This is a genomic window from Bermanella marisrubri (assembly GCF_012295615.1).
GTDB classification, from domain to species: Bacteria; Pseudomonadota; Gammaproteobacteria; order Pseudomonadales; family Oceanobacteraceae; genus Bermanella; species Bermanella marisrubri.
Map to the genome: position 1 here is coordinate 2,381,551 of NZ_CP051183.1, position 25,909 is coordinate 2,407,459.

A 25,909-nucleotide genomic window follows, 5' to 3' on the forward strand; every position below is an offset into this window, starting at 1 on the left:
CGCATACTACTAAAATTAGGTGTTTTTTTCACCCACTTGTAGCGGGATTTACAAGAAGATTATGGCCCAATTGGTCCTAGTTATGCATTAGTAACCACAGTAGCCTAGATATTAGCAGCAGAGGACGGAATCATGCATGCATTCATCACTGGCGCATCTGGCTTCATCGGCCAACACCTAGTCAAATGTCTGTTAACACAAGGATGGCAAGTGACCGCGCTTACCCGCAAGCATAGAGGTCACCATTTACAGCACCCAGATCTCACTTGGGTGGAGGGTAACATCTGTAGCCTCAAGCATTTACTGGCGGCCATGCCAAATCAGCCTGATGCGGTATATCACCTTGCCTGCGATACCCGTACCTGCGCCACTCAGGTCAAACAACAATTTCAAACCAATGTCATGGGCACCCACAACGTACTACAAGCCGCCTTGAGTAAAAACGCCGCCCGAGTCATTTATACCAGCACCATTGCCGTGTATGGCTTTCATCACGATGAAGTAGACGAGCATAGTGAAAAACGTGCCATTGATAGCCCTGTTGCCTATTACCGCAGCAAGTATTTAGCAGAAGAACTGGTAAGAGAATATATTCGCAAAGGCATTGATGCCGTCATTCTTAACCCCTCTTCGGTCATTGGTCCATTGGACGAACGCAACTGGATTCAACTATTTGACCGAATTCACAACGGGTCACTGATTGGTATTCCACCTGGCAGTAAAAGTTTTTCGTATGTGGAAGATGTGGCCAAAGCCCATGTTCAAGCGTTTATCTACGGACGCTGTGGTGAGAATTATATATTGTCGGGCCCAAGCGGCAGTTTCGACTTAGTTTGTCGCTGGGTGAGCCAACGCTTAAATACACCATTGCCCCGAGGCCGATTACCGGCTTGGTGGTTTAAATGTATAGGTGCAACATTATCTCTTGTAGCGATGATTACGCGTAAGCAACCCATCATGAGCCTTCATGAAGCGCATTTACTGTGTGCCGATTTAACTGCGAATTGCGATAAAGCAAAGAGAGAATTGCAGTATCAGGTAAGCCTAAGCCTACCTGAAATGCTTGAAAGCACTTATCAATGGTGGAAGCAAAAACAATCAGAGCAAACGGTGCGGCATCCTGCGCACATGACTGACAAGCAATATGATGCGCGGGATATTGCTTGAGAGCCAGTTCTGTTTTCAGCCGTTTTAAATGATATTTAGCTGCTTAATAACACTCAAGGTTTTGCTTATTTTTGACTTGGATAAAGCTCTTTAAAGCCGTAAATAATATAAAGCTCACCATTATAAGTGAGCCCATTTGAACTCATTGCAGGATCAGCAACGGTAAAATCATCAAGGCCATCGTTGTTAATGTCGCCGATATTATTAAGGTATGGAACGCCGCGGCTATCTGTGCCGTCCATCTGAATTCTTAAAACATTTTCATTGGCAGTTTCTGCACCAATCGACATCTCCGACCAATTTTCTTTGCCATAAATGATATACACATCATTCTGGCGTTCTTCTTGAGTTTCCCCCATGCGATTAGCACTAACAATGAGCTCTGAGATACCATCCCCGTTCCAGTCGGATACCACCTCAACCCCTGCGCCAAATTCAAGATTATTTTCAGCGCCCTTTAAGTTAACCCCTAAGAAGTCTGTCATTTTTGTGCGATCAAATGGCGTAGGCCAATCCCCACGATCACCCCAATAAATCGAAACGATACCAGGATGTGCAGGATCTTCCCCTTCTGCACTAATGTCACCTATCGTTGGTACCACTAGATCGGGTTTGCCGTCGCCATTTAAATCTCCAGACGCCAGTTCGCGGCCCATATGTTTCCAGCCACCCCAATAAGGTTTGGTGCTATCTGGCTCCAATGCATCAATGCGCATGAAATCTGTTTGGGCGAAAGTATCAACGGTATAAACATCTGCCCATTCGTTACTTTCTTTACCAAAGACCACGTATACGCCAGCATCTTCATTGGCCTCTGGACCGCTGCGATAAGTAAAGGCAAAATCATCTATACCATCATCATTGAAGTCACCAGTGTGCACGACTTCAACACCTAAATATTTCTTCACTTCATCTTCTTCGGCGTGATGGATTTTAGATATGACTAAACCGTTGTCGTTATTCAGGTCGGCAATATTATACACTGAGCCAGCATTTTCCGGCTTCCATTCATCACTACCAAACAAGATGTAAAGCTCGCCTGCATTAGACATAGAAAAAACACGATCCTGAACACCTACAAGAGCAACATCAACAATTCCGTCATGATTAACATCTCCGATATTGCGAACTACCCTGCCAAATTGATGGCTGCCCTGAAAACCTTGGTATGAAACTGCATTCTCTTGAAGCTTTTGTTTCGATATAACTCCCTGTTCATCAGCTTCTTGAATCCAACTATTACGCCCAAATACGATAAATGCTGAACCTACATGCTCCTCAATAAAATCTGACTCGATAGAAATGAAAAAATCGTCCAAACCATCTTTATTGATATCACCCAAAGCCTCTACCTCGGATCCGAAGCCTGAGGATCGACCGGAATCGGAAAACCGTAGCTTGACATGAGATATACCTTCCAATGAATCAAGATCTACTGACGTAGGCAATGTTTCCGCACTACCAAAAATCAGATAAGCAATGCCACCTAAACGATAAAATCTACTCTTCTCAGATGGCGAATAAAAGTCAGCGTGCTCTGTGCCAATTACAAAATCATCGTATCCATCGCCATTTACATCTCCCACATTTTCTACATTCTGGCCAAAATTCGGATAGATATAATCACCTTGGAGATCTCCATGATAACCACCGGTCACTTTTACTGCCCTTTGATTATCCAGTAACCGACTCATTTTAATTGAATTGATATTTGAGCTTTGAAGATCAAGATCTTTATTATCGCCAATGCCGTCGCCATCCACGTCTACCGATTCGGTTACATCTTTTGGAAACGCATCTTCAGCGTTGTTTACTCCGTCGCCGTCCATATCGTCATCGCACAGATCACCTTGACCGTTGTCATCAAGATCTGATTGATCTGGGTTTGCGATATTCAAGCAGTTATCGGTTTGATCGGGAATGCCATCAGCATCTGAATCGATAGGTTTGGAGTCGGACGATCCACAAGCAGTTAAAAAAAGAAAGGCACTGCAAAACAGTAACGTCTGGAGTTTCATACTTCATCCTTGAATGTAGCGGGAATAGCGAGACAATAGCGACCACCATTCCTTGGTGATTAAATATTAGCGGCGGATTGTACTGGGGTTCTGAGGTGAGTTCTATCGCTCGATAATAGAATGAGAGATTTGTCGAAATTTCTTATTTTAATCGTTTAAGGATTGGGCAACGCAATGCTTTAGTATTAGCTGAGACCGAACATATTTATTTCAGCAAGGCTTGAATCTCGTCCACTGTTAACCAATATCGCGCATCATTAATAGGGGTCTCTTCACTCAATAACGGGTTGCGTAAGGTATAAAGTGTTCGCTTGTTCAAAGCCGCTCGTGCTAAGTCTTTTTTATGGGTGCCATAATTAATTAAGAACTTTTCTAGATCGCCGCTTTCAACCATGGCTTGCAGCCCTACTTCGATGCGTGCTGCCAATTGTGTATTGTCTTTTGCCACAAAGAAGTAAATGGCCGTTGGGTAATACAATAATTTTGACTGATCTACTGATAGGTTTTTATATTGCCCAACTTCCACTTCTCGATACGCTTCTAGTATCCCGCGAGGGTAAAAATCGAACTTCCTTAAACTAAGTTGCTTATACAAGCCCAGAAAAAACGAAAAAGGTTTTGTGTTGTATCCATTCGCTTTTAATATTTCCAAATCCGGCCAGTCATGCCCCTGAAAAGATGTCATGGCTTTTAGTTTTGCTTCATTGGCCTGTGCAATTGCTTGTCGGTCGGCATCGTTAACCACCAGTAAGCGGTATCCCATCAGCCCCATCATCAGTGGCACGCGAATAGCTAAGGCTTCTTGCTCCCGCTGCGCACTGGTCATGGTCCACATCACACTGATATGTCCCTGCTCTAAACTCAACAATTGACGTTTTTGCTGCATGCGAGACTGCACTTCAAATAACTCGTAGTGATCGAATTGATCTCGACTATTTTGCAAGGCTTTGTGCAGCAGTGCTTTAAAGTAGGTATAGCGTTGATCCTCGGCAAACTCGGGCCGAGGATGATAAATAACCTGAGCCACTGAAGCGTGACTCATCAACAATGCAAATAAGATGGCAAGTATTCTGATCATATTTCCAGTATAGGTGCTCGCCGTGCATTTTTGCTAAAATGCCGAATCACTCTTTCTATGACCATCAGCATGACCCCAAGCATTCTTTACCAAGATGATGACCTCATCGCCATTAATAAACCCAGCGGGTTACTTGTGCATAAAAGCTGGGTGGCAAAAGACGCGAAAGAGTTTGCACTGCAAATCGTTCGTGACATGTCAGGCAAGCATGTGTTTCCTGTGCATCGCTTAGATCGTCCCACGTCTGGGGTTTTATTATTTGGTTTTTCTGGCGAAATCGCACAGCAAGTGCAGGCTCAATGGGAACAGGCGAACAAAACTTATTGGGCCGTGGTGCGTGGCTGGTTAAAAGAACAAACCTTAGTGGATCATGCTCTAAAAGGCATGGCAGATTATGGTCAGGATGTGGAAATCGTTCAGGAAGCGCAAACCCACTTCAAACCCATTGATTATGTGGAGATAGACGCGGAAATTGATCGCTATCCTAAAAGTCGCTTTAGTTGGGTAGAAGCCAAACCTAAGCAAGGCCGCACCCATCAAATTCGTCGCCATTTAAAGCATTTAAGTCATCCGATTATCGGCGACGCTCGCTATGGTAAAGGCAAGTACAATCGCTATATTACTGAACATTATGATTGCCCTCGCCTGCTTTTACATCATCAACAACTGGAAATGACTCACCCCGTTTCAGGCTCTAAGTTAATGATTACCGCTCCTTTAGAGGGCGCTATGCAGAGCTTGTTTTCCACCTTTGATTGGAAACACTAGTAAAAACTGACGGTACCATTGATCTGTTACAACAAGTTACCAATTGGCGCATTTGGTACATTGTACAAAGCTGATTAATCAGTCAAATTGAAAGTATGCATACAATAAAAAAGAGGCATACTTATGTTTGGTCAGATGCAAGATTCCCCACTACTGGTTAGCCAATTGATTGATCATGCCGCCAAGGTGCATGGTCACCAACAAATTGTGACCAAGACCGTTGAAGGTCACTGGCATGAATACACGTTTAAAGATGCACAAAAACGCAGTAAGCAATTAGCACAGGCCCTTTTAAAACTGGGCATTAAAGATGGTGATGTAATCGGAACCTTGGCTTGGAACACCCATCGCCATTATGAATGCTGGTATGGCATTTCCGGCATGGGTGCCATTCTTCATACGATTAATCCGCGCTTATTCCCAGAACAATTGATCTACATTATTAACCACGCTGAAGACCAATATCTGTTTTTAGACACCACGTTTGTCCCCTTAGTAGAGGCCTTGCTTGAACACATTGGCAAGGTAAAAGGCTTTGTCATTATGACAGACGAAGCCCATATGCCTGAAACCAAACTACCGAATGTCCACTGCTATGAAAGTCTCATCAATGCCGAAGATGGCGACTATGTATGGCCGGAGTTGGATGAACGCCAAGCAACCTCTATTTGCTACACTTCGGGCACCACGGGCAATCCGAAAGGCGTAGTTTACAGCCATCGTTCCAGTTTATTGCACAGCTGGGGCATTGCCGGTAAAGAAATCGCGGAGTTGGATAACAATACTCGTGTTTTACCCATTGTGCCCATGTTCCATGCGAATGCCTGGGGCTTGGTATACGCCACCGCCATGATGGGCGCCAAAGTGGTGTTACCTGGACCCCATTTGGATGGCGCCAGCGTATGCGACATGATTAATCGCTATGACGTAAATATCTCGGCTGCTGTGCCAACCGTGTGGACCATGCTGATGAAACACTTGGAGGAATCAGGAGATAAACTACCTTCGCTCGATAGTGTGCTCATCGGAGGCTCGGCAGTGCCGCGCTCTATGATTCAGAAATTCCATCAGGATTATGACGTCGACGTTTGGCAAGCTTGGGGTATGACCGAAATGAGCCCGTTGGGCAGTTTGAACAAACCTCGTCCGGAAGATTTAAAACTTAGCTACGAAGAACAATTAGACATTAAAGTAAAGCAAGGTCGTCCGTGCTTTGGTGTCGAGATGAAAATTGTCGATGACCAAAACAATGAGCTGCCCCACGATGGCAAAGCCTTTGGACGCTTATTAGTGCGAGGCCCTTGGATCATCAAGCGCTATTTTAAAGCACAAGAAGATGCCACCGATGCCGAAGGTTGGTTTGATACCGGCGACGTGGCCACCATTGATGCAAGCAGTAATATGCAAATCACCGATCGCAGTAAAGATGTGATTAAATCCGGCGGTGAATGGATTAGCTCCATTGATTTAGAAAATGCGGCAATGGGCCATGACGCCGTATTGGAAGCCGCGGTGATTGGCTTATCACACCCTAAATGGGAAGAACGCCCGTTCATGGCTGTGGTCGCGAAAGACCCTAGCAATCCGCCAAATCCTGATGATATTCGCACATACTTGGAAAGCAAAGTGGCTAAATGGTGGCTGCCAAATGCCATCGAGTTTGTCGAAGAAATTCCGCACACCGCCACAGGGAAGATTAATAAGGTCGCTTTACGTGAGCAATTCAAAGACTATGAATTGCCCGACTCAGTACAGCGTTAATCAAAAAGTACTGAACGAGCCTGACGCTTGGAGAATTGAAGCAGGTTGAAACCTAACTTCAAGCGTTTGGCTCAAACACCGTATCCTTGCTTTGCTGATCAGTCACTTCACGTTTATCTGCACTGATCAAATGTGGGTAAGCCTGCATCACGCTGTCCACAATGAAATCAAAAGGCACGTCATCAAACTGGCCATGGTCTGCTAAGTACTCCATGTGACGATGCCCCTCGCCATTAAACTCATGAAAAATCGAATCCTGCTCACCATCAAATTCCAATGGCTCCACGCCCATGCGTTCGCATAGCTTGGCATCAAACGCAGGAGTTGCTTTCACCCACTGGCCGTCTATGTATAACTCTATGTAACCATGCATGACAAACACATCGCTTCTTAGCCACTTTACCAACGCTTCACTAGACAAGTGGTTTTTCACATCAGCCAAGCCCAATCGAGCTGGAATACCATTGAAGCGACATAGAGCCCCCAACAATACGGCCTTCGGAATACAATAGCTTTGCCCGGCTTCTAGACAGTGACTAGCGCTAAGGGATTTCGACTCAGCGCTGAATACATAGGGGTTATAGCGAATACCATCCCGCACCGCATAGTACAGAGCGATGGCTTTTTGTTTATCGCTCATCTCAGGTGTCACGGTTCGTGCACTGAGTTGTTGCACAAGGGGGTGCTGAAAATCGAAAAACTCGGTTTCAGATAAATAGTTTTGCGACGTCATGGTTTCTTCCTCTCAGCGACTCTTAAAATATTAGATCTTATTCGCCATTCTTGGCCAATTGCCACATATGCCAATTCCACTGATTTTTGCTTTAAAAGCCCAACAAACGAACACCTGTTTCGTAAAAACTCAGGAAAAATAAGGGCTGCAGCCAGTTACGCAAGGTTACCCACAGAAACTGTGGATAACTTGGTGCATAAGTATTTGAAAACTCACGCTAGGCGGCATGGTTTCTAGGGGTAGCTCAAATTGGATTTTTTTCAAACAATTAATTTTTTCTATATTTTTCAATACTTTACGTAAATCAATAGTTCAACTCTGCCAATTGCATTCGACTTTGGTTGAGTATTAGCCAGTGGTTTATTTTTGTGCATAACGTTTGACATCGATTGCCCGTTTCGGGGCACATTGGCCCCTACTATGGGGATTAAATTCGGACAGTGACAACTTAAGATAAAGTCATGACGTTGACGTAAACGTCAACTTGGTTTTTAATCGATTTATGAACACAAAACAATCATCTACTTACACCATAAGTGATCTGGCAAAACGCTTTGATATCACTACACGAGCCATTCGTTTTTATGAAAGCGAAGGCTTACTGAGTCCTATGCGCGACGGACAAAAGCGTATCTACAACCAAAAGGACTACACCACGCTTAAACTCATTTTAAGAGGTAAGCGCTTAGGTTGGTCACTAGCGGAAAGCCGCGATTTGATTCAAATGTACAACCCGGACTCAAATAACCAAGAGCAATATTTAAAAGTGCTAGAGAAAGTGCAAGACAGTCGAGAACGATTACAGCAGCAAATGCATGACATAGAAATCATGCTGATGGAATTAGATGAACATGAGCAACGGGTAAAAACCGCCATGTCTCGCTAACGTTTATTCAGCAAAAGTAAGAATAAAAATAAAAATAAAAAGCTTATACGAGGTATGCGTTATGAAAAGCCAATACAGTGAATTTAATTTTGGTTTAGGTGAAACCGTGGATATGTTGCGGGCACAAGTCAACGACTTTGCCAGCAAAGAAGTGGCACCGTTAGCAGAACAGACAGATAAGGAAAACGCCTTTCCCAATCAGCTATGGAAAAAAATGGGCGACATGGGTTTGCTCGGCATTACCGCCGAAGAAGAATATGGCGGTACCAATATGGGATACCTTGCCCATGTGATTGCCATGGAAGAAATCAGCCGCGCGTCTGCCTCCATTGGCTTAAGCTATGGTGCGTTTTCCAATTTGTGTGTGAATCAACTGACTAAAAACGGTTCTCCAGAACAGAAAGCAAAGTACCTTCCCAAATTAATTAGCGGTGACCATATTGGCGCCCTTGCCATGAGCGAACCCAATGCTGGTTCCGATGTGGTCAGCATGAAGTTACGGGCCGAACAAAAAGGCGATAAGTTCATTTTAAATGGCGGCAAAATGTGGATCACCAATGGTCCTGACGCCGATGTTTATGTGATCTATGCCAAAACCGATTTTGAAAAAGGTCCCCATGGTATTACCGCCTTTATTGTCGAACGGGATTTTCCTGGTTTTAGTCGTGGTCAAAAACTCGATAAGTTAGGTATGCGCGGCTCCAATACGTGCGAGCTTATCTTTGAAGATTGTGAAGTGCCGGCAGAAAATGTGTTAGGCGGTTTAAACAACGGCGTGAAAGTATTAATGAGCGGCTTAGACTACGAGCGTGTTGTTTTATCTGGTGGTCCTACCGGCATTATGCAAGCTTGTATGGATGTCGTAGTGCCCTATATTCACGACCGCCAACAATTTGGAAAAAGCATCGGCGAGTTTCAATTAGTACAAGGCAAAATTGCGGATATGTACAGCACCATGAATGCCTGTAAATCCTATTTGTATATGGTAGCGACTGCCTGTGATCGTGGCGAAACCACACGCAAAGATGCCGCCGGTGTAATTCTTTATACCGCAGAAAAAGCCACACAAATGGCGCTAGATGCGATTCAACTACTCGGTGGCAATGGCTATATCAATGACTTTGCTACCGGTCGCTTATTACGTGATGCCAAGCTTTATGAAATTGGTGCAGGCACCAGTGAGATTCGCCGTATGCTCATTGGTCGTGAGCTTTTCAACGAGTCAAAATAATTAAGGTTATCGCGATGCCCGTTATTAAAAGTAAAATCAATGTGAATGCTGAAAGCTTTCAACAGAATGCACAGCATACGCAACATATTGTTAGTGATTTACGCAATCTGATTCAACGTATTTCTTTAGGCGGCGGCGAAGCAGCACAAGCACGCCACAAATCCCGCGGCAAACTATTAGCCCGTGAGCGCATTGCTGAATTATTAGATGAGGGCTCACCGTTTTTAGAGGTGGGTCAACTGGCTGCCCATGAAGTCTATGGCGAAGAGGTTCCCTGCGCCGGTGTGGTCGCGGGTGTAGGGAAAGTCAGCGGCGTAGAATGCATGATTGTCGCCAACGATGCCACCGTAAAAGGCGGCTCCTATTACCCACTTACGGTAAAGAAACATTTACGCGCACAAGAAATTGCGCAAAAGAATTATCTACCTTGTATCTATATGGTGGATAGCGGCGGTGCTAACTTACCCCGTCAAGATGAAGTCTTTCCCGATCGTGATCATTTTGGTCGCATCTTCTATAACCAAGCCAATATGTCAGCCATGGGCATTCCACAAATTGCCGTGGTTATGGGTAGCTGTACTGCCGGTGGTGCTTATGTTCCTGCCATGGCAGATGAATCCATTATTGTTAAAGAACAAGGTACGATTTTCTTAGCGGGCCCACCGCTTGTACAAATGGCTACCGGTGAGCAAGTCGATGCAGAAACCTTGGGTGGTGGTGACATGCATACCAGTACCAGTGGTGTAGCAGACCATCTTGCCCAAGATGATCACCATGCCATTGAATTAACGCGTCAAAGTATCGCGCGTTTAAACTGGCGTAAACAGGTAGACTTGGATGTAGCCGACGTGGTTGCCCCACTCTACCCTGCTGAGGAAATCTATGGTCTGGTGCCGAGTGATTTGAAAAAGCCCATGGACGTTCACGAAATCATTGCGCGCATTGTGGATGGCAGTGAATTTGATGAATACAAAGCCCGCTTTGGTAATAGTTTGGTTTGCGGCTTTGCCCGCATCTACGGCTACCCTGTGGGCATCATCGCCAATGCAGGTATTTTATTTTCTGAAAGTGCGCAAAAAGGCGCGAACTTCATCGAGCTGTGTTGTCAGCGCAATATCCCTTTGGTGTTTTTGCAAAACATTACTGGCTTTATGGTGGGTTCTAAATACGAGCAAGAAGGCATCGCAAAACACGGGGCCAAAATGGTGAACGCCGTTGCCTGTGCCAAGGTGCCCAAATTCACCATGGTCATTGGCGGCAGCTTTGGTGCAGGTAACTACGGTATGTGTGGCCGCGCTTATGATCCAAATTTTATGTGGATGTGGCCTAACGCTCGCATCAGCGTCATGGGTGGCGAGCAAGCCGCTGGCGTCATGGCCTTGATCACCAAGGGTGCAAAAGAAAAACGCGGTGAACCGTTTAGCGAACAAGACGAAGCCGCTTTTAAAGCGCCGTTACTGGAAAAATATGAGCAAGAGGGCCACCCTTATTATGCATCGGCTCGCTTATGGGATGACGGTGTGATTGATCCGGCACAATCTCGAGAAGTATTAGGTTTGGCCATCAGCGCTTCATTAAATGCCCCCACGCAAAAAACACAGTTCGGTATTTTCCGAATGTAGGAGAACGTCATGAGTGATAACGGCTATCAACTCAAGATTGAAAATCAGATTGCCACACTAATTTTGGATCGCCCCCAAGTGCACAATGCATTTGATGACAAGCTCATCAATGATTTGATTAAAGCATTAAAGCAAGTGGAAGAAGATGATTCCATTCGAGCATTAATCTTAACCAGCAATGGTAAGCACTTTAGCGCCGGGGCCGATTTAAATTGGATGAAGCGCATGGCGAATTTATCAGAAAGTGATAATCGCGCAGATGCACACGAACTATCAGAACTCATGCACCGCTTAAATGAAATGAGCATTCCGACCATCGCATTGGTAGACGGTGCAGCTTATGGCGGTGCTGTCGGTTTAGTAGCTTGCTGCGACATGGCCATCGCTACTCAGCGTAGTCGTTTCTGCTTAAGTGAGGTACGCATTGGTTTAAGCCCTGCTGTCATCAGTCCTTACGTAGTGGGCGCTATGGGCGAGCGCATTGCACGTCGCTACTTTCTAACCGCAGAGCCGTTCATTGCACACAAAGCAAAAGAGTTTGGTCTCGTGAACGAAGTGGTGAGCGATCGTGATGAATTACTAGAGCAAGGCCTGCATTTAGTGGACTGTATTTTACAAAACAGTCCGCAAGCTATTCACAAAACCAAACAACTCATTATGCACGTGAGTCGTGGGGCCATTGATCCCCACATGCGCGATTACACAGTAAATTTAATCGCAGCAATTCGTGTAAGCGAAGAAGGACAAGAAGGCTTAAGTGCGTTTCTTGAGAAACGCGAACCCAGCTGGCGTGGTGAGCAATAATCACCGAATTGCCCATTAAAAGCCTAGAGAATTTTTAAGATGAATACGATAAAAATAAAACGCCTACTGATTGCCAACCGTGGAGAAATTGCGGTTCGTATCATGCAAAGCGCTCAGTCCATGGGCATTCATTGTATCGCGCTATTTAGTGATGCTGATAAAGATGCATTACATGTGAAAACCGCCGATGAGGCTTGGCACATTGGGGCAAGCCCAGCAAAAGATAGCTACTTGGATACACACAAGGTGCTTAACATTGCCAAACAGTCTCGAGCCGATGCCATCCACCCGGGTTATGGTTTCTTATCTGAGAACGCCGGCTTTGCGCGAAAAGTTGAGCAAGCCAATATGATTTGGGTAGGACCGCCTGCCTCTGCCATCGAAGCCATGGGCTCAAAGAGTCATAGCAAGCAATTAATGGAACAAGCCAATGTGCCTTTGGTGCCAGGTTATCATGGCGATGAACAAGACGATGCCTTTTTAGCAAGCGAAATCGAAAAGATTGGTTTCCCCGTTTTAATTAAAGCCAGCGCAGGTGGCGGCGGTAAAGGCATGCGCATTGTCGATAAAAAAGAAGACATTGCCCAAGCCATCGCCGGTGCCAAACGTGAAGGCCTCAATAGTTTTGGTGATGATAAATTACTGGTGGAGAAATACATCTCACGACCCCGTCATGTTGAGATTCAAGTATTTCTAGATCAGCAAGGCAACGGCGTTTATTTATTTGAGCGCGATTGCTCGATACAACGCCGACATCAAAAAGTGGTTGAAGAAGCCCCTGCTCCTGACTTTTCCGGAGATGACCGCCAAGCTATGGGGGAAGCCGCGCTTAAAGCCGCTAAAGCCATTCAATACGAAGGTGCAGGCACCGTTGAGTTTCTCTATGAAAAACAAGGCAATCAGAGTCAGTTTTATTTCATGGAAATGAATACGCGCCTACAAGTGGAACACCCTGTTACTGAAATGATTACAGGACAAGACCTCGTGCAATGGCAATTGCGTGTTGCGCAAGGCGAAGCGCTGCCACTTGAGCAAAGTGACTTAAGCATTCATGGCCATAGTATGGAAGTGCGTATTTATGCGGAAGATCCCGATAACGACTTTTTACCCACCACTGGTCGCTTAGACTATCTATCATTGCCTGTTTTAGAAAGTGGAAAAGTACGCCTAGATTCAGGGGTTGTTCAGGGCGATCAAATCAGTCCGTATTACGATCCTATGATTAGCAAACTGATTGTGTGGGGTGAAGACCGAGCGCAATGTTTGAGCCGTATGAAAAATGCCTTACAGGAATATCAAATTGCCGGGGTCACAACAAACCTGTCATTCTTGCGCCGACTACTTTCCATCGACGACTTTGCCAATGGCGACGTGAGCACACATTTCATTGAAGAACACGATGAGCAACTTGCAGTTAGCAATGAAAGCCATACACACCATGTATTGTCCGCTGTTGCTTTCCACATGTTAAAACGCCAAAGCCAAGGGATTAAGGCACAAGCGCGCTCTGATAAAAACAGCCCTTGGCATCAATTGAGTACGTTCCGATTGAATCAAGATGCACAAGAAACCTTGCACTTTGTTGCTGAACATCAAGAGCAGCAAGACATTTGTGTTCATATCAACACTGTGAATGATAATGCATGGCAAATTCAATTAGATGAAAAGTCCTTCTCCGTAGAAGCACGTCTACTACAACAAGAATTACAAATTCTCATTGATGGCCAATGGTACAGTGCTCGCATTATGCATCATGGCGATGATATCTGGGTATACGATCAAGGTGGTGAAACCAAACTTCGATATAAGCGACATGCCTTTGAATATGCAGAGGAGGATCAAGGTAACCTGACGGCACCAATGAATGGCACCATTATTCATGTAGCGGTGGAACCTGGTGCAATGGTCAAAGCCGGTGATCTACTACTGATAATGGAAGCCATGAAAATGGAGCATAGCATCACGGCCCCTACAGACGGCACGATTGTGGATTTGTTTTTTAATCAAGGGGATTTGGTGGATGAAGGCGCTATCTTGGTAGAGCTAGATGGTCAAACCATAGAAACGGCAAGCGCAGCGCTAGAATAGGAATGATTTGATGAGTTTTCCTCGACAAGTACAGATTATTGAAGTGGGCGCGCGGGACGGTTTACAGAATGAACCGTCTCATCCGGATGTTGCAACACGTGTTGAGCTTCTAGAACGCTTAACGAAGTCTGGTATTAAGCATTTAGAAGCTGGCAGTTTTGTTTCCCCAAAGTGGGTGCCACAGATGACAAAGACCGATGAGGTTTTAGCCGCGCTTCAGGCATCCCAGCAAGCAGACGTCCAGCAAGCGACATTCTCGGTATTAACGCCCAACCTTAAAGGTTTGGAAGCAGCGGTTCAAGCACAGGCTCAAGAGGTGGCTATTTTCAGTGCCGCCAGTGAGTCTTTTACGCAAAAAAACATTAACTGCTCCATTCAAGAAAGCTTACAGAGATTCGATGCCATCATGGCACAAGCGCAGCAAATTAATTTACCCGTTCGCGGGTACGTATCCACCGTGGTGGCCTGTCCTTACGAAGGTAAAATCCAACCACAAAAAGTCGCCGAAGTAGCCAAGCATCTCTATGAGATGGGTTGTTACGAAATTTCTTTAGGCGATACCATCGGCGCCGCAACGCCGTTTGAATTTAAGGCCATGCTTGAGGCTGTGATTCAAGAGATTCCGATGGAAGCTTTAGCTGTGCATTGCCATGATACTTATGGGCAGGCGTTGGCAAACATTTATGTCAGTCTCGAAATGGGCATCAATAAAGTCGATAGTGCCATTGCCGGTTTAGGGGGCTGCCCTTACGCAAAAGGGGCCAGTGGAAACGTCGCCACTGAGGATGTAGTTTACATGCTGCAAGGCATGAACATCGAAACCGGAATCGGTTTGCAAGCTTTATGTGAAACCGGCCAATGGATCTGCCAAAAACTAAACCGAAGCAATCAAAGCAAAGTCGGCAAGGCGATGCTAGCTTAGCCTATGCGAAACAGTGAAAACCTAGATTGGCCATTTAAATTTTGCAACATGTCCATATTATTTAGGCTGATTTATTATTTTGGTTTAAAGATGCGCCTTTTCCTCTTTTCATTGTTGTTGGTTTCACTTTCGGCCTGTGCCAATACCACAGATAAAACCATGCTGCCCGTTGAGCTCGCTGCTGTTAACGGCAAGAATCAGTGTATTGTCTTGATTCATGGGCTCTGGCGTAGTGGTTATGCCATGAAACCCTTGCAAGAATACCTAAACAATTATGGCTTTACGACCATCGCCATTAATTACCCTTCTACTGAAACCAGCATTGAAAATCTCGCTACCAACTTTGTTGCCCCTGCAGTAGATGAATGCCAAGCCCAAGGTATGAAAAGGATTCATTTCGTCACTCATAGCATGGGGGGCATCGTTGCTAGAATGTATTTGCAAAATCATTCATTACCCGAAAATAGTCGTGTGGTTATGCTAAGCCCACCCAACCAAGGCAGTGAATTCAGTAAACGCTTTGGCGATACGTCATGGTATGAGTGGTTAGTGGGTCCAGCAGCCATCACGTTAACTAAAGACTCCAATGGCGTTATAAACTCATTAAAACCTATCAAGGAAGAAGTAGGAATCATTGCGGCTTACCGAGAATGGAGCTTATGGCCATCGTCTTGGTTACCTGAACCCAATGACGGCACAGTGGCAGTCCAAAATATGCGATTAGCAGAGATGCAAGATTTCATCTTACTAGAGGCGGGTCATGCCATGATGCGACACGATGAAAAAGTAAAATTTCAGATCGTACATTTTTTAAAGCATGGACGCTTTAAGCATACAATGCTTTCACTAAACTCGGTGAACAACTTATGAAAAGCGCTACCGATTTAGATTTCTTACTGCAAAACCTGAAACCCAGTATTCTTGATGATGATTTTGTTTTTTGTAATCTAGGTCATGAACTGGAAAAAGGCCTACACCTAAACCCAATTGCTTGCTTCCACGAAAATGAAGGGTGGACCATGGTCATTACCATGAAATCCGCGTTGGCTAATAAGCTCGTCTATGAATCGACCTTTCGCTGCATTACACTGAACGTAGAATCCAGTTTAAACGCGGTGGGATTAACCGCAACCGTTGCACAAGCATTGGCGGACAAACACATCAGTGCAAATGTGATTGCTGCCTATTATCACGATCATATATTTGTACCCAGCAATCGTGCAGAGGATGCACTCGTCATACTAAAGGACTTATCGGATCAATGCGCTACATAATCGCTTTATCAACCATCATTATTATCGCCACCACTAGCACCATCATTTATGCCTTCCTAGATGATGATTTAAGCCAAGAAAGCCAGTCCTTAATTCGAGACTTTGAAGCACAACACAATCAATCCGATAGTGAAGCATACTGGCTATTGATGGGGTTCGACGCGCCTAAAGGCACTGACCCTATTATGCACGCCAAACAAAACCGGCAAGAGCGTGCAAAAGACTATCCGCATCTTTTCAGCTGCTCTCTACACAAGGCAGATTGCGTAGACAAGGTGGTTGAATCATTCCAAAGCAAGCGTCACCTAGTAAAAGAATATGGTTATCTATATTCACGCTATCAAAAACTAATGGGCCTTAGCGACTATCAAACACTAGAAAAACCGAACATTGAGTACGCTACTCCGCATCTTTTTACAGTTCTGTTTGCTCACAATCTATTTATTTCTGAGCAACTATCAAACAAAAACACTGAGCATGCCGTAAATGAGTTAAAGACTAATATTCAAGCTATTGCTAATCATCTAAATAATCAAGATACCGTTCTTGGCACCCTAGTATTTCAAGAGCTTCTCAATAGGAGCCTTAATGCATTCGCATACTTAAAATATAAACACGGCTACGAATTACTGGATCTTGAAATCAGAGATATCAGAAATAGTCTCAAACAAGGCTTTTTATGGGAGTTTATGATTGCGGTGGATCTATTTAAGGGACTTGATGGTAACCCTGCTTTTTTCTCACCCCAGGACATTGTTCCTTCTTGGTATGTGAATTTACTGTTTAAACCGAATATGACTATTAACCAAGAGGCAAGAGAAACACAGTACTTAATAGACTTGTTATATGCACCAGATTCTCAGTTTCTCAGTCGTTACTTAAATGAAAGCATTCCTAAAGTTGGTACGGACCAATTTCGTAATTATGGCGGCAGCATCTTGCTTGAAATGAAAGGCGTCGATGAAAAGGAAAATATTTTACAAACTCGATTATTAAACTCTAAAGTTTTACTTATTAATAATGGGAAACGTGCAGTTCACCCATTCTCAAGTGAGATCCAAACAATTCAAAAAGATGGCAGCTTGTGCTTTGATTCTGAGGTTCTAATGTCATTAGAGCGTTTTAATTGCATTCCTTTTATTGACCGTTTGGTCAGGTAAATTATAATCAGGTATCAATTTTATTATTCAAGGAGCGTCCATGAGCGAATATCCCCGTGACTTAATCGGCTATGGGCCTCACATTCCTGATGCGAATTGGCCTAACAAGGCCAAAATCGCTGTGCAGTTTGTCATCAATTATGAAGAAGGCGGTGAGAACTGCATTTTGCATGGGGATGAAGCATCTGAAGCCTTTCTTTCGGAAATTGTTGGTGCTCAGGCCTTGCCCGGCGTTCGTCATATGAATATGGAGTCGATCTATGAGTATGGCGCGCGTTCAGGCTTTTGGCGCTTGCATCGTATGTTCACAGATCGACAATTACCAGTCACTGTCTTCGGTGTTGCTACAGCGATGCAGCGCAATCCTGATATTGTTGATGCCATGCTCAAAGCCGATTGGGAAATCGCTAGTCATGGTTTGAAATGGATCGATTATCAATATGTAAAATCCAGCATCGAACGTGAACACATAGAACAAGCTATCGAGATTCACGAAACGATGACGGGCAATAAACCCAAGGGTTGGTATACCGGACGCATGAGCCCAAATACGCGCGACCTTTTATTGGATGTTTATCCCGACATTACTTATGACGCAGACAGCTATGCTGATGACGTACCCTATTGGCTATACGATTATCAAAAACCCCATTTGATTGTGCCCTACACGCTGGATGCTAACGATATGCGCTTTGCCACCAACCAAGGGTTCAACACCGGTGAACACTTTTATCAATATCTAAAAGACAGCTTTGATGTGCTTTATGCAGAAGGCGGTCGCATGATGAGTATTGGTTTGCATTGCCGCTTGGTAGGACGCCCTGGGCGTGCGGCGGCGCTAATGAAGTTTTTAGACTATGTGCAGAAGCACGACGATGCTTGGGTTGCTACCCGAGCGGATATTGCCGAGCACTGGATGCAAACGCATCCAGCGAAGGACGCTGGTTAAAGTAAGTTTATTGAACGACAAGCATATTGGCGGTGGCGGTGTAGAGATTCCAGCAACCATCGCCAACCGCTCCCGCTTTTACGACTTTAACGTCACTAATGGCATTAGCACCTAAACGATAAGCTTCTGCTTTCATATCCACCAGCAAGGTTTTTTCTTGCGGCTCTTCACTAAATACACTGGTCTGACAGCGCTTTGTGGTCACGACCCCTAGTACGTCACTAGACTGCGGTGTTTGCGATAGGACTTGTACACGTTTTTCTGAAAGGCGCTTGTCACGCAGACTCAAGTAACTCAAATCATTACCCGTTTTCGCACCAGGCATGGAGCTGCAAGCTCCCATAGATAACAAACCAATGATGGCCGCAATTTGCACGAGCAAGAGTGGGAATTTCATAGCGTTCTTCTTGTTGTTTTTATTTTGAGCAAGGGTATCAAGATTTTCTCAAGCAAGTAAGTCACTTGAGTACGTCAAATGCGACAAGCTTACTGTCTATGGGCACTTTTAAACGTGAGACGGATTCCACTTTTGCCAAAACGGGCCCTTCGTGGCACCAGTTGTAAAGTGCATTGAGTTGACCCTCAGTACCCTGAGCCACCATCTCAACATCGCCATTGGGTAGATTCCGTACCCATCCTTTTACGCCGAGCTGCTCTGCTCTTTTTGCTGTGGATACACGGTAATAAACACCCTGTACCTTGCCTGAAACCACTATGTGCCACGCTTGCATGGATCTTCCTACTCCTTGATACGCAAAGCATGCCGCGCACACTGCTAGGCGTCAACTATTTGCTCTCCATAAGCCGTTTGAAGGCGTTCAAATAATCTAACACCAATGTTCAATAAAAGAGTAACACGTCACAATTTGTAAATTATTTTTTACCACTTATCACAAAAGATATAAAATACTGCACAATTTTAGACACGGAGCGCCAAATGAAACACTTATTGGTTTTAACCCTGAGCCTTTGCTTTGCCCTCAGCAGTACCGCACAAACCCTACGCGTTTTAAATTGGGGGGATTATATTGATCCTGAGTTGGTCACCCAGTTTGAACGAGAAAATGGAGTCAGTATTGAATATGTTGAATTCAATAGTGAAGAAGAGTTCAACAAGTTGTTTTTCGAGCGCGACGCAAGCTTTGACGTGGTCTTCCCTAGCTCAACCTTGTTAGGGGTACTGTCTAAAAAAGATCTATTAGTTAAGCTTGATAAAACAAAGATTCAGCACTTTGAACAGCTTAACCGCGATGTCATGCGCGAATTGGAAGCGCAAGATCCTGGTAATCAGTATGGTGTGCCGTATATGTGGGGCACGACAGGTATTGGTGCGAATACTAAAGAGCTTAAGCGTTTAGGGCTATTCGAATATGCTGATAGTTGGTCATTAATCTTTGATGCAAACAAGCGAGAAAAACTAAAGTCCTGCGGAATTGGATTGGTATACGAGCGCGACGAGTTATTTGCCGCAGCCTTGATTTATCTTGGTTATCCCATCAATACCAAAGACCCAGAGCAATTAGATACAGCCGGCAGTTTACTTAAAGAAACGGTAGCTGACGCTAAATACGTACACAGCACTCAGTACACAGATGATTTGGGTGCAGGTAAAATTTGTGTTGGTGTTGGCTACAGCGGTGACATCCTTGCCGAAATGGAAAGCAACCCTGCCATCAGCTATAACATTCCAAGAGAAGGCGCTTCCATGTGGTTTGATATGATGGCGATTCCAAGCAACAGCGAAAATAAAGAATTGGCTTACCGGTTAATTAACTTCCTTTCGACACCGAAAATTGCAGGCACCAACAGTAACTATATTGCTTACCCAACACCTGTTGATACTGCCAAGGCCTTCGTCGACGCTGAAATTCTAGAGGACAAAACCATATATCCTTCACAAGAGATCCTTGCACGCCTGCAAGCCTTTGCACCACTTGAACGTAGAAGCAATAACATTAAACATCGCCTGTGGGTGAAGGCCCTATGTAGCAATGGTCGTTGGTGTGTTATGCCTATGAAGAGTTATCTGTAGAGCTATTTCTTGACTTGAAGCAAGCTCCATTTTTGCGGGGCTTGCTAGACTGGCACTCATCTAACATTTAATGTGAAAGCTGTGCCATGTCGAACCCGTTTTCTCCAGGTATCCAATGGGATATCGAACTCATCAAGCGCTATGATAAGTCAGGACCTCGATATACGTCCTACCCTACGGCCGTTCAATTTAAACCTGGATTTAGCCGCTTACAGTACGACCACGCACGTGAAACCAGCACCAATCAAAGTGGTCCGCTTTCACTTTATGTCCATATTCCGTTTTGTAGTCATGTTTGTTATTACTGCGCGTGCAATAAGATAATTACCAAACACAGAGATAAAGCCCAGCCGTACCTAGACGTATTATTCAAAGAAATCGAAATGCGCAGCCAAGGCTATGATGCATCCCGCCCTATTGAACAATTACATTGGGGTGGCGGCACTCCGACTTTTATCGATCATGAGCAGATGAGCGCACTCATGAAAAAACTCGGTGAACATTTCACTCTACTGGATACAGATGATCGTGATTACAGTATTGAGATCGATCCGCGTGAACTGCAAGACGATACACTTGAGCACCTTAAAGCAATCGGTTTTAACCGTGTAAGCCTTGGGGTTCAGGACTTCAATGAAAAAGTACAAAAAGCCGTTAACCGTATTCAGCCGCGCAGCATGACAGAAGCAACGCTTTCGCAAGCTCGAGAATTGGGATTTAAGTCTATCAACATTGATTTAATTTACGGCCTTCCTTTCCAAAACCGAGAAACATTCAAAGAGACATTAGAGACTGTAATTGAGTTAAGCCCTGATCGTATTAGTGTTTTTAATTACGCCCACTTACCAGAACGCTTTATGCCTCAGCGTCGTATCAATGAAGCAGACTTACCTTCATCAGAAGACAAGCTAGGTATGCTCGAAGACAGCATCAAAATGCTTACAGATGCAGGTTATCACTACGTGGGTATGGATCACTTTGCTAAACCTGATGATTCTTTGGCACAAGCGCAAATGGCAGGTAAATTACATCGAAATTTCCAAGGCTACACTACTCACGAAGATTGTGATTTGGTGGCTCTAGGCGTCAGTGCAATTTCACAGGTAGGCCATAGCTATTTTCAAAATAGCGCCGATATCAATGAGTACATGGATAATATTTGCAATGACCGCCTGCCTATTAAGCGCGGCGTGGTTTTATCAGATGAAGACGATTTACGCCGTGCCGTTATCAAGCAGCTCATCTGTCACTTTCAATTAGATTACCTCGATATTGAGCGCGTTTTTGATATTGATTTCAAAGTTCATTTTGCTGATGCTTTAGACCGATTGCATGTATATCAAGATGATGGACTGGTGGAAATCAACGATAAGGGTATCCAAGTAAAAGACAAAGGAGCTCTGTTAATTCGTAATATATGCATGCAATTCGATGAATACCTAAATCAACCAGACCATAGCATCCGCTATAGTAAGGTCATCTAAAACTCATTGCTTGCCAGATCGTCTATAGTTTATTTATATACACTATAGATGATCTAACTATGCAAGCGGTTGAGCCAAACTACTCGCAAAGCAATACCCATCAAATTGCCAATCAAACAGCCATAGCAGCGTCGATTTCGGGCCATTTACATAAAGCCAGCCTGATTGCACAACGTATGGCACTAACCGCCAAAAATTCTCGCGCCATGGTATTGCGCGCCGGTTCCGCAGCAGCAGGGCTTAAAGTCATCAGTGATTATTTTGGTGAACTAGCGACGCGCACGATCGAGCTTTCAAAAACCATCAATGTGGCTGCCATTAGCATCTCGCAAAATAGCGTTAAACAATGGCAAACCCAAGGCTTTGTCGATCGCGTCTACAGTGCTTATCAAAAACTAGAATCGAAACAACAGCGACAACTTCAGCAAGCTTTGGATTTCGCCGACAATCACTTAAACAACCTGAACCATAATTTACGTAAAGAATTGAGCCAGCTAGACAATGCCTTAGGTGAGATCCAGCAATTCATGCAGTCAAGCAATGTCGTGGCCGTTACTTTTCGCTTAGAAGCGACACAAACAGGTGAGTTTCAGCCTATGCTAGAAGCCATGGCGAATAATATTTCCAAGCTGACTGACGATATCAAAGCGCTCATTACCATGAGCTCGAACATGCTTCATCACATAAAGCGGGATTAGAAAGGTCAATACATGGACGCACTCAAGCTCTACGATCAAGGCCATCAATGGTATGTATTTGGCCGCGACCCAGACAAACCAGAAAAAATAATCGATACCAACCAGTTTATGATCGTCAATGACGAACGCAGCATTGTATTGGACCCGGGCGGTATTGAGATATTTTCCACCATGTTGGCATCGATTTTAAAATACGTGGATATCGACAAAGTGACAGACCTATTCGCCAGTCACCAAGACCCAGACATCATTTCTTCTTTAGGGATGTGGGATCAAGTGCTTCCGAATGCCACTCTACATTGTTCATGGCTGTGGGAGGGCTTTGTGTGTCACTTTGGTATGGATCACATTCGCTATGAACCTATTCCCGATGAGGGCCGTAGCTTGCATCTTGATGATATAGAGCTTCGCTTCTTTCCTGCCCACTACCTGCATAGCTCAGGTAATTTCCAAGTCTACGACCCCAAAGCGAAAATTCTTTTCAGTGGTGATGTTGGCGCAGCCCTAGAGCCACCAGGCGCCCCTTTGTTTGTGGATGATTTCGAACAACATCTCGATAAAATGCGCTATTTTCATCAGCGCTGGATGCCTAGCAACGAGGCTAAAATGCACTGGCTGCAACGAGTACGCAAGCTAGAGATTGACATCTTAGCCCCACAGCATGGGCGCCTATTCAAGGGCAGGCAGATTGAACAGTTCTTCGATTGGTTTGAGGATTTGGACGTAGGTATCGCTACCAAGCCATAAAAAAGAACACTTGTTAGCTTAAAACTATCGATTAATCTGCTTCTATTTATAAAATACATAGCAATTTAAGATTACAATTGTTTACCTAATACCAATTTCAGCATACACTTGTTCACTAAACTATAGAGGTGAACATGAGTACTGTTGAAATCGCACCTAAAACGACACGAATTTCCCAGTGGTTTGCACGCAGCCTAACCACACACAATAGCTTTGCCGCGTTTTTTGAACCGCTCATTCAATGGATAAAACCTAATTGGCGTGCCGATCGCTGTTACACTCGTGTCGTCAGTGTGCGCTACGAATCCAGTGATATGTACACGCTGCAACTCAAACCATTGCAGTCTTTTTCCCATGAGTTCGCTGGGCAGTATGTTGAATTAATTATTCAAAAAGACGGCGCTTGGGTCAGTCGCTATTTTACGATTTCCTCAAGTCCTGAATTTTTCAGAGAAACGGGCACGATTGAACTGTCCATCGCGATTCAAGCAAATGGTCGTATTACGCCTTGGCTGATGAAAAACCTAAACAAAGGCGACATGGTAAACCTAGGTCAGCCCATGGGTGATTTCTTACCGCTCAACATACCACGTGATAAATCAGTTTCGCGCAAGGTATTTATAGCAGGAGGGTCAGGGATCACGCCCTTTAGATCTAGCCTGCAATCTCTAATGCAGAGCGACGAGCGTGATACTCAAGAAATAGAATTGTTTTATTACGCGCGCAGTGAAGAGCATTTTTTATTTAGAGAAGAACTCCAACGCTGTGCGTATCTACTACCTAAAGCACATGTGCATTTCATGGATTCTGAAAAAATAGGATTCTTTGACTACACACATCTACAAGTGGAAAACAAACACCAAACGGATACTGCGTTTTTCGTTTGTGGGCCGCCAGCCATGATTCAACACGTACGATCAACGCTTAATACCCACGGCGTGAAAAAAGAAAATATTTATTATGAATTTTTTGGTCCAGAGCCATTGGAAGCGGATGGACAAGCCAGAGCGGTATTGTTTCAGCGAGCAAAATTGCAAGCTAATACCGAAGGCAATGAAAGCCTTCTTGAGCTAGCAGAAAAGCAAGAATTAAAGCCCGTAAGCGGTTGCCGCATCGGTGTTTGTCATCAATGTATTTGCAAAAAGCAAAGTGGCCGCGTGCGCAATATCAAAACCGGAGAGATTAGTGATTCCGGACAACAAGAAATTCAACTATGCATCAGCACCGCGGTGGATGATGTTGTGCTTGATTTGTAATAAGGAGGCAACATGACAACGAATGTTAAAAACATGAGCCCAGACGAAAGTACACTGAATGACTTTGCCAGAGAGCTTGATCAATTAAAGCAGGCAACAATGGATAAAGTAGGCACTGACGATGCCAAATATATCCGAAAAGTCATCTCCGTCCAACGCATAAGCGAAATTATTGGTCGCGTAACCCTAGTCCTTGGATTCTTGCACCCTCTATGGTGGGTTTTGGGGGTCTTTTCTCTTGGCCTTTCTAAAATTCTCGACAACATGGAAATTGGTCACAATGTCATGCATGGTCAATACGACTGGATGAACGATCCCAATATTAATAGTCGTAGTTTTGAATGGGACAACGCCGGTGATAGCGGTTCATGGAAACGTTACCATAACCATGAGCATCACACCTACACCAATATTATTGGTAAAGACCGTGATTTTGGTTATGGACTTTTGCGCATGAGCGATGATATTCGCTGGAAGCCCAAATATCTTTGGCAATTATTTACCTACAGTCTTTTATGTATATTTTTTGAATTGGGTGTGGCCTATCATGAAGTAGCTGGAGAACGTATTTTCATGGGTAAAAAACGTAAAACCAGTAGCCTACCAATCAGCCGAGAACAGTTGAAGCAAGACTTCTTTAATAAGCTTAAACGCCAAGGCTTTAAAGATTACATATTATTTCCGCTGCTTTGCTTCCCGGTTTTCTTCTATGTATTACTCGGCAATTTTGCTGCAAATATTGTTCGTAACATTTGGACAAACGTGATTATTTTTTGTGGTCATTTCACCGAAGACATTCATACCTTCAAGATGTCTGAGTGCGAAAATGAAAGCCAAGGACAATGGTATTATCGCCAAATATTGGGCAGTGGTAATCTAGAAGGCGCGCGTTGGTTCCATATTTTAACCGGGCACTTGAGCTGCCAAATTGAGCATCATTTGTTCCCAGATGTACCAGCACATCGCTACCCTGAGATGGCAACACAAGTTGAGCAAATATGCCGCAAGTATGGCATTCCTTACAATACTGGAGGCTTCTTCAAACAATACTTCACGGTTTTGAAACGCATCGTGCGCTATAGCTTCCCGAATAAACAAAGCCAGCCCACAGAAGCTACTGCATCTTAACAACTGAAAACCGGGCTTTATCGCCCGGTTCTATTAAATAATATGGATACTGTTATTTTTCATGTTGTTTTGATTGTATCTTTTTAATTGTTACCTAGTGGCG

Annotated in this window: 24 protein-coding genes; 19 read left to right on the forward strand and 5 right to left on the reverse strand. The window is 44.4% G+C overall.

Translation table 11 applies throughout. The annotated features are described in order from the left end of the window. Nucleotides 1-132 precede the first annotated feature (132 nt). Nucleotides 133-1,167, forward strand: coding sequence for an SDR family oxidoreductase (locus HF888_RS11055; RefSeq protein ID WP_007017391.1), 1,035 nt, complete (start codon nucleotides 133-135; stop codon nucleotides 1,165-1,167). A 65-nt stretch (nucleotides 1,168-1,232) separates the two neighbouring features. Here HF888_RS11055 and HF888_RS11060 read toward each other — a convergent pair whose 3' ends face one another. Next, the gene (locus HF888_RS11060) at nucleotides 1,233-3,185 is read right to left on the reverse strand and encodes an integrin alpha (RefSeq protein ID WP_007017392.1); all 1,953 of its coding nucleotides are present in this window, start codon (nucleotides 3,183-3,185) and stop codon (nucleotides 1,233-1,235) included. A gap of 205 nt (nucleotides 3,186-3,390) precedes the next feature. Then, nucleotides 3,391-4,263 carry a type 2 periplasmic-binding domain-containing protein gene (locus HF888_RS11065; protein ID WP_007017393.1) on the reverse strand — a complete coding sequence of 291 codons (873 nt, stop codon included), beginning with the start codon at nucleotides 4,261-4,263 and terminating at the stop codon, nucleotides 3,391-3,393. Between the two features lie 69 nt (nucleotides 4,264-4,332). On the opposite strand from HF888_RS11065, the gene HF888_RS11070 reads away from it, so the two are divergent. Both HF888_RS11070 and HF888_RS11075 read left to right on the forward strand, forming a co-directional pair. Beyond that, a complete protein-coding gene (locus HF888_RS11070) occupies nucleotides 4,333-5,031 on the forward strand; it encodes a pseudouridine synthase (RefSeq protein ID WP_040297561.1) in 699 nt (232 codons plus the stop codon). A 123-nt stretch (nucleotides 5,032-5,154) separates the two neighbouring features. Continuing rightward, nucleotides 5,155-6,792 carry a long-chain-fatty-acid--CoA ligase gene (locus HF888_RS11075; protein ID WP_007017395.1) on the forward strand — a complete coding sequence of 546 codons (1,638 nt, stop codon included), beginning with the start codon at nucleotides 5,155-5,157 and terminating at the stop codon, nucleotides 6,790-6,792. 58 nt (nucleotides 6,793-6,850) lie between these two features. Here the strand turns inward: HF888_RS11075 and HF888_RS11080 are convergent, their stop codons facing one another. After that, nucleotides 6,851-7,525, reverse strand: a complete 675-nt coding sequence (locus tag HF888_RS11080) for a transglutaminase-like domain-containing protein (RefSeq protein WP_007017396.1) — start codon at nucleotides 7,523-7,525, stop codon at nucleotides 6,851-6,853. Nucleotides 7,526-8,027: 502 nt separating this feature from the next. On the opposite strand from HF888_RS11080, the gene HF888_RS11085 reads away from it, so the two are divergent. The 10 genes from HF888_RS11085 (at nucleotide 8,028) to puuE (ending at nucleotide 18,461) form a co-directional block, all read left to right on the forward strand. Further along, nucleotides 8,028-8,411, forward strand: a complete 384-nt coding sequence (locus tag HF888_RS11085; RefSeq protein ID WP_168367062.1) for a MerR family transcriptional regulator — start codon at nucleotides 8,028-8,030, stop codon at nucleotides 8,409-8,411. Between the two features lie 61 nt (nucleotides 8,412-8,472). Then, nucleotides 8,473-9,642 (forward strand): isovaleryl-CoA dehydrogenase, encoded by a 1,170-nt coding sequence (locus HF888_RS11090; RefSeq protein ID WP_007016838.1) that lies wholly within the window; start codon nucleotides 8,473-8,475, stop codon nucleotides 9,640-9,642. Between the two features lie 14 nt (nucleotides 9,643-9,656). After that, nucleotides 9,657-11,264, forward strand: a complete 1,608-nt coding sequence (locus HF888_RS11095) for a carboxyl transferase domain-containing protein (RefSeq protein WP_007016839.1) — start codon at nucleotides 9,657-9,659, stop codon at nucleotides 11,262-11,264. Nucleotides 11,265-11,273: 9 nt separating this feature from the next. After that, nucleotides 11,274-12,068: an enoyl-CoA hydratase/isomerase family protein gene (locus HF888_RS11100; protein WP_007016840.1), complete on the forward strand. Its 795-nt coding sequence runs from the start codon at nucleotides 11,274-11,276 to the stop codon at nucleotides 12,066-12,068. A 39-nt stretch (nucleotides 12,069-12,107) separates the two neighbouring features. Then, nucleotides 12,108-14,156: an acetyl/propionyl/methylcrotonyl-CoA carboxylase subunit alpha gene (locus HF888_RS11105; protein ID WP_007016841.1), complete on the forward strand. Its 2,049-nt coding sequence runs from the start codon at nucleotides 12,108-12,110 to the stop codon at nucleotides 14,154-14,156. 10 nt (nucleotides 14,157-14,166) lie between these two features. Next, nucleotides 14,167-15,078, forward strand: coding sequence for a hydroxymethylglutaryl-CoA lyase (locus tag HF888_RS11110; protein WP_007016842.1), 912 nt, complete (start codon nucleotides 14,167-14,169; stop codon nucleotides 15,076-15,078). A 90-nt stretch (nucleotides 15,079-15,168) separates the two neighbouring features. After that, a complete protein-coding gene (locus tag HF888_RS11115; RefSeq protein WP_165837008.1) occupies nucleotides 15,169-15,948 on the forward strand; it encodes an alpha/beta fold hydrolase in 780 nt (259 codons plus the stop codon). Continuing rightward, nucleotides 15,945-16,352: an ACT domain-containing protein gene (locus HF888_RS11120; RefSeq protein WP_007016844.1), complete on the forward strand. Its 408-nt coding sequence runs from the start codon at nucleotides 15,945-15,947 to the stop codon at nucleotides 16,350-16,352. Before HF888_RS11115 ends, HF888_RS11120 begins: the two co-directional genes overlap by 4 nt. Further along, entirely contained in the window at nucleotides 16,340-17,512 is a 1,173-nt protein-coding gene (locus tag HF888_RS11125) for a hypothetical protein (RefSeq protein ID WP_007016845.1), read from the forward strand. Before HF888_RS11120 ends, HF888_RS11125 begins: the two co-directional genes overlap by 13 nt. Before the next feature lie 40 nt (nucleotides 17,513-17,552). Then, entirely contained in the window at nucleotides 17,553-18,461 is a 909-nt protein-coding gene (gene puuE / locus HF888_RS11130; protein ID WP_007016846.1) for an allantoinase PuuE, read from the forward strand. Between the two features lie 7 nt (nucleotides 18,462-18,468). Here the strand turns inward: puuE and HF888_RS11135 are convergent, their stop codons facing one another. Together HF888_RS11135 and HF888_RS11140 are read right to left on the reverse strand one after the other, a co-directional pair. Beyond that, nucleotides 18,469-18,858, reverse strand: a complete 390-nt coding sequence (locus HF888_RS11135; protein WP_007016847.1) for a hypothetical protein — start codon at nucleotides 18,856-18,858, stop codon at nucleotides 18,469-18,471. Nucleotides 18,859-18,919: 61 nt separating this feature from the next. Beyond that, entirely contained in the window at nucleotides 18,920-19,192 is a 273-nt protein-coding gene (locus tag HF888_RS11140; protein WP_007016848.1) for an acylphosphatase, read from the reverse strand. 206 nt (nucleotides 19,193-19,398) lie between these two features. On the opposite strand from HF888_RS11140, the gene HF888_RS11145 reads away from it, so the two are divergent. The 6 genes from HF888_RS11145 (at nucleotide 19,399) to HF888_RS11170 (ending at nucleotide 25,806) form a co-directional block, all read left to right on the forward strand. Further along, entirely contained in the window at nucleotides 19,399-20,493 is a 1,095-nt protein-coding gene (locus HF888_RS11145) for an extracellular solute-binding protein (RefSeq protein ID WP_168367063.1), read from the forward strand. Nucleotides 20,494-20,579: 86 nt separating this feature from the next. After that, nucleotides 20,580-21,977 (forward strand): oxygen-independent coproporphyrinogen III oxidase, encoded by a 1,398-nt coding sequence (gene hemN / locus HF888_RS11150; RefSeq protein ID WP_007017398.1) that lies wholly within the window; start codon nucleotides 20,580-20,582, stop codon nucleotides 21,975-21,977. Nucleotides 21,978-22,036: 59 nt separating this feature from the next. Then, a complete protein-coding gene (locus HF888_RS11155; RefSeq protein ID WP_007017399.1) occupies nucleotides 22,037-22,675 on the forward strand; it encodes a hypothetical protein in 639 nt (212 codons plus the stop codon). 12 nt (nucleotides 22,676-22,687) lie between these two features. Beyond that, nucleotides 22,688-23,422: an oxygen-binding di-iron domain-containing protein gene (locus tag HF888_RS11160; protein ID WP_007017400.1), complete on the forward strand. Its 735-nt coding sequence runs from the start codon at nucleotides 22,688-22,690 to the stop codon at nucleotides 23,420-23,422. Nucleotides 23,423-23,556: 134 nt separating this feature from the next. Next, complete coding sequence (locus HF888_RS11165; protein ID WP_007017401.1) at nucleotides 23,557-24,678, forward strand: ferredoxin reductase; 1,122 nt, start codon at nucleotides 23,557-23,559, stop codon at nucleotides 24,676-24,678. A gap of 12 nt (nucleotides 24,679-24,690) precedes the next feature. Further along, entirely contained in the window at nucleotides 24,691-25,806 is a 1,116-nt protein-coding gene (locus tag HF888_RS11170; protein ID WP_007017402.1) for a fatty acid desaturase family protein, read from the forward strand. Nucleotides 25,807-25,909 lie beyond the last annotated feature (103 nt).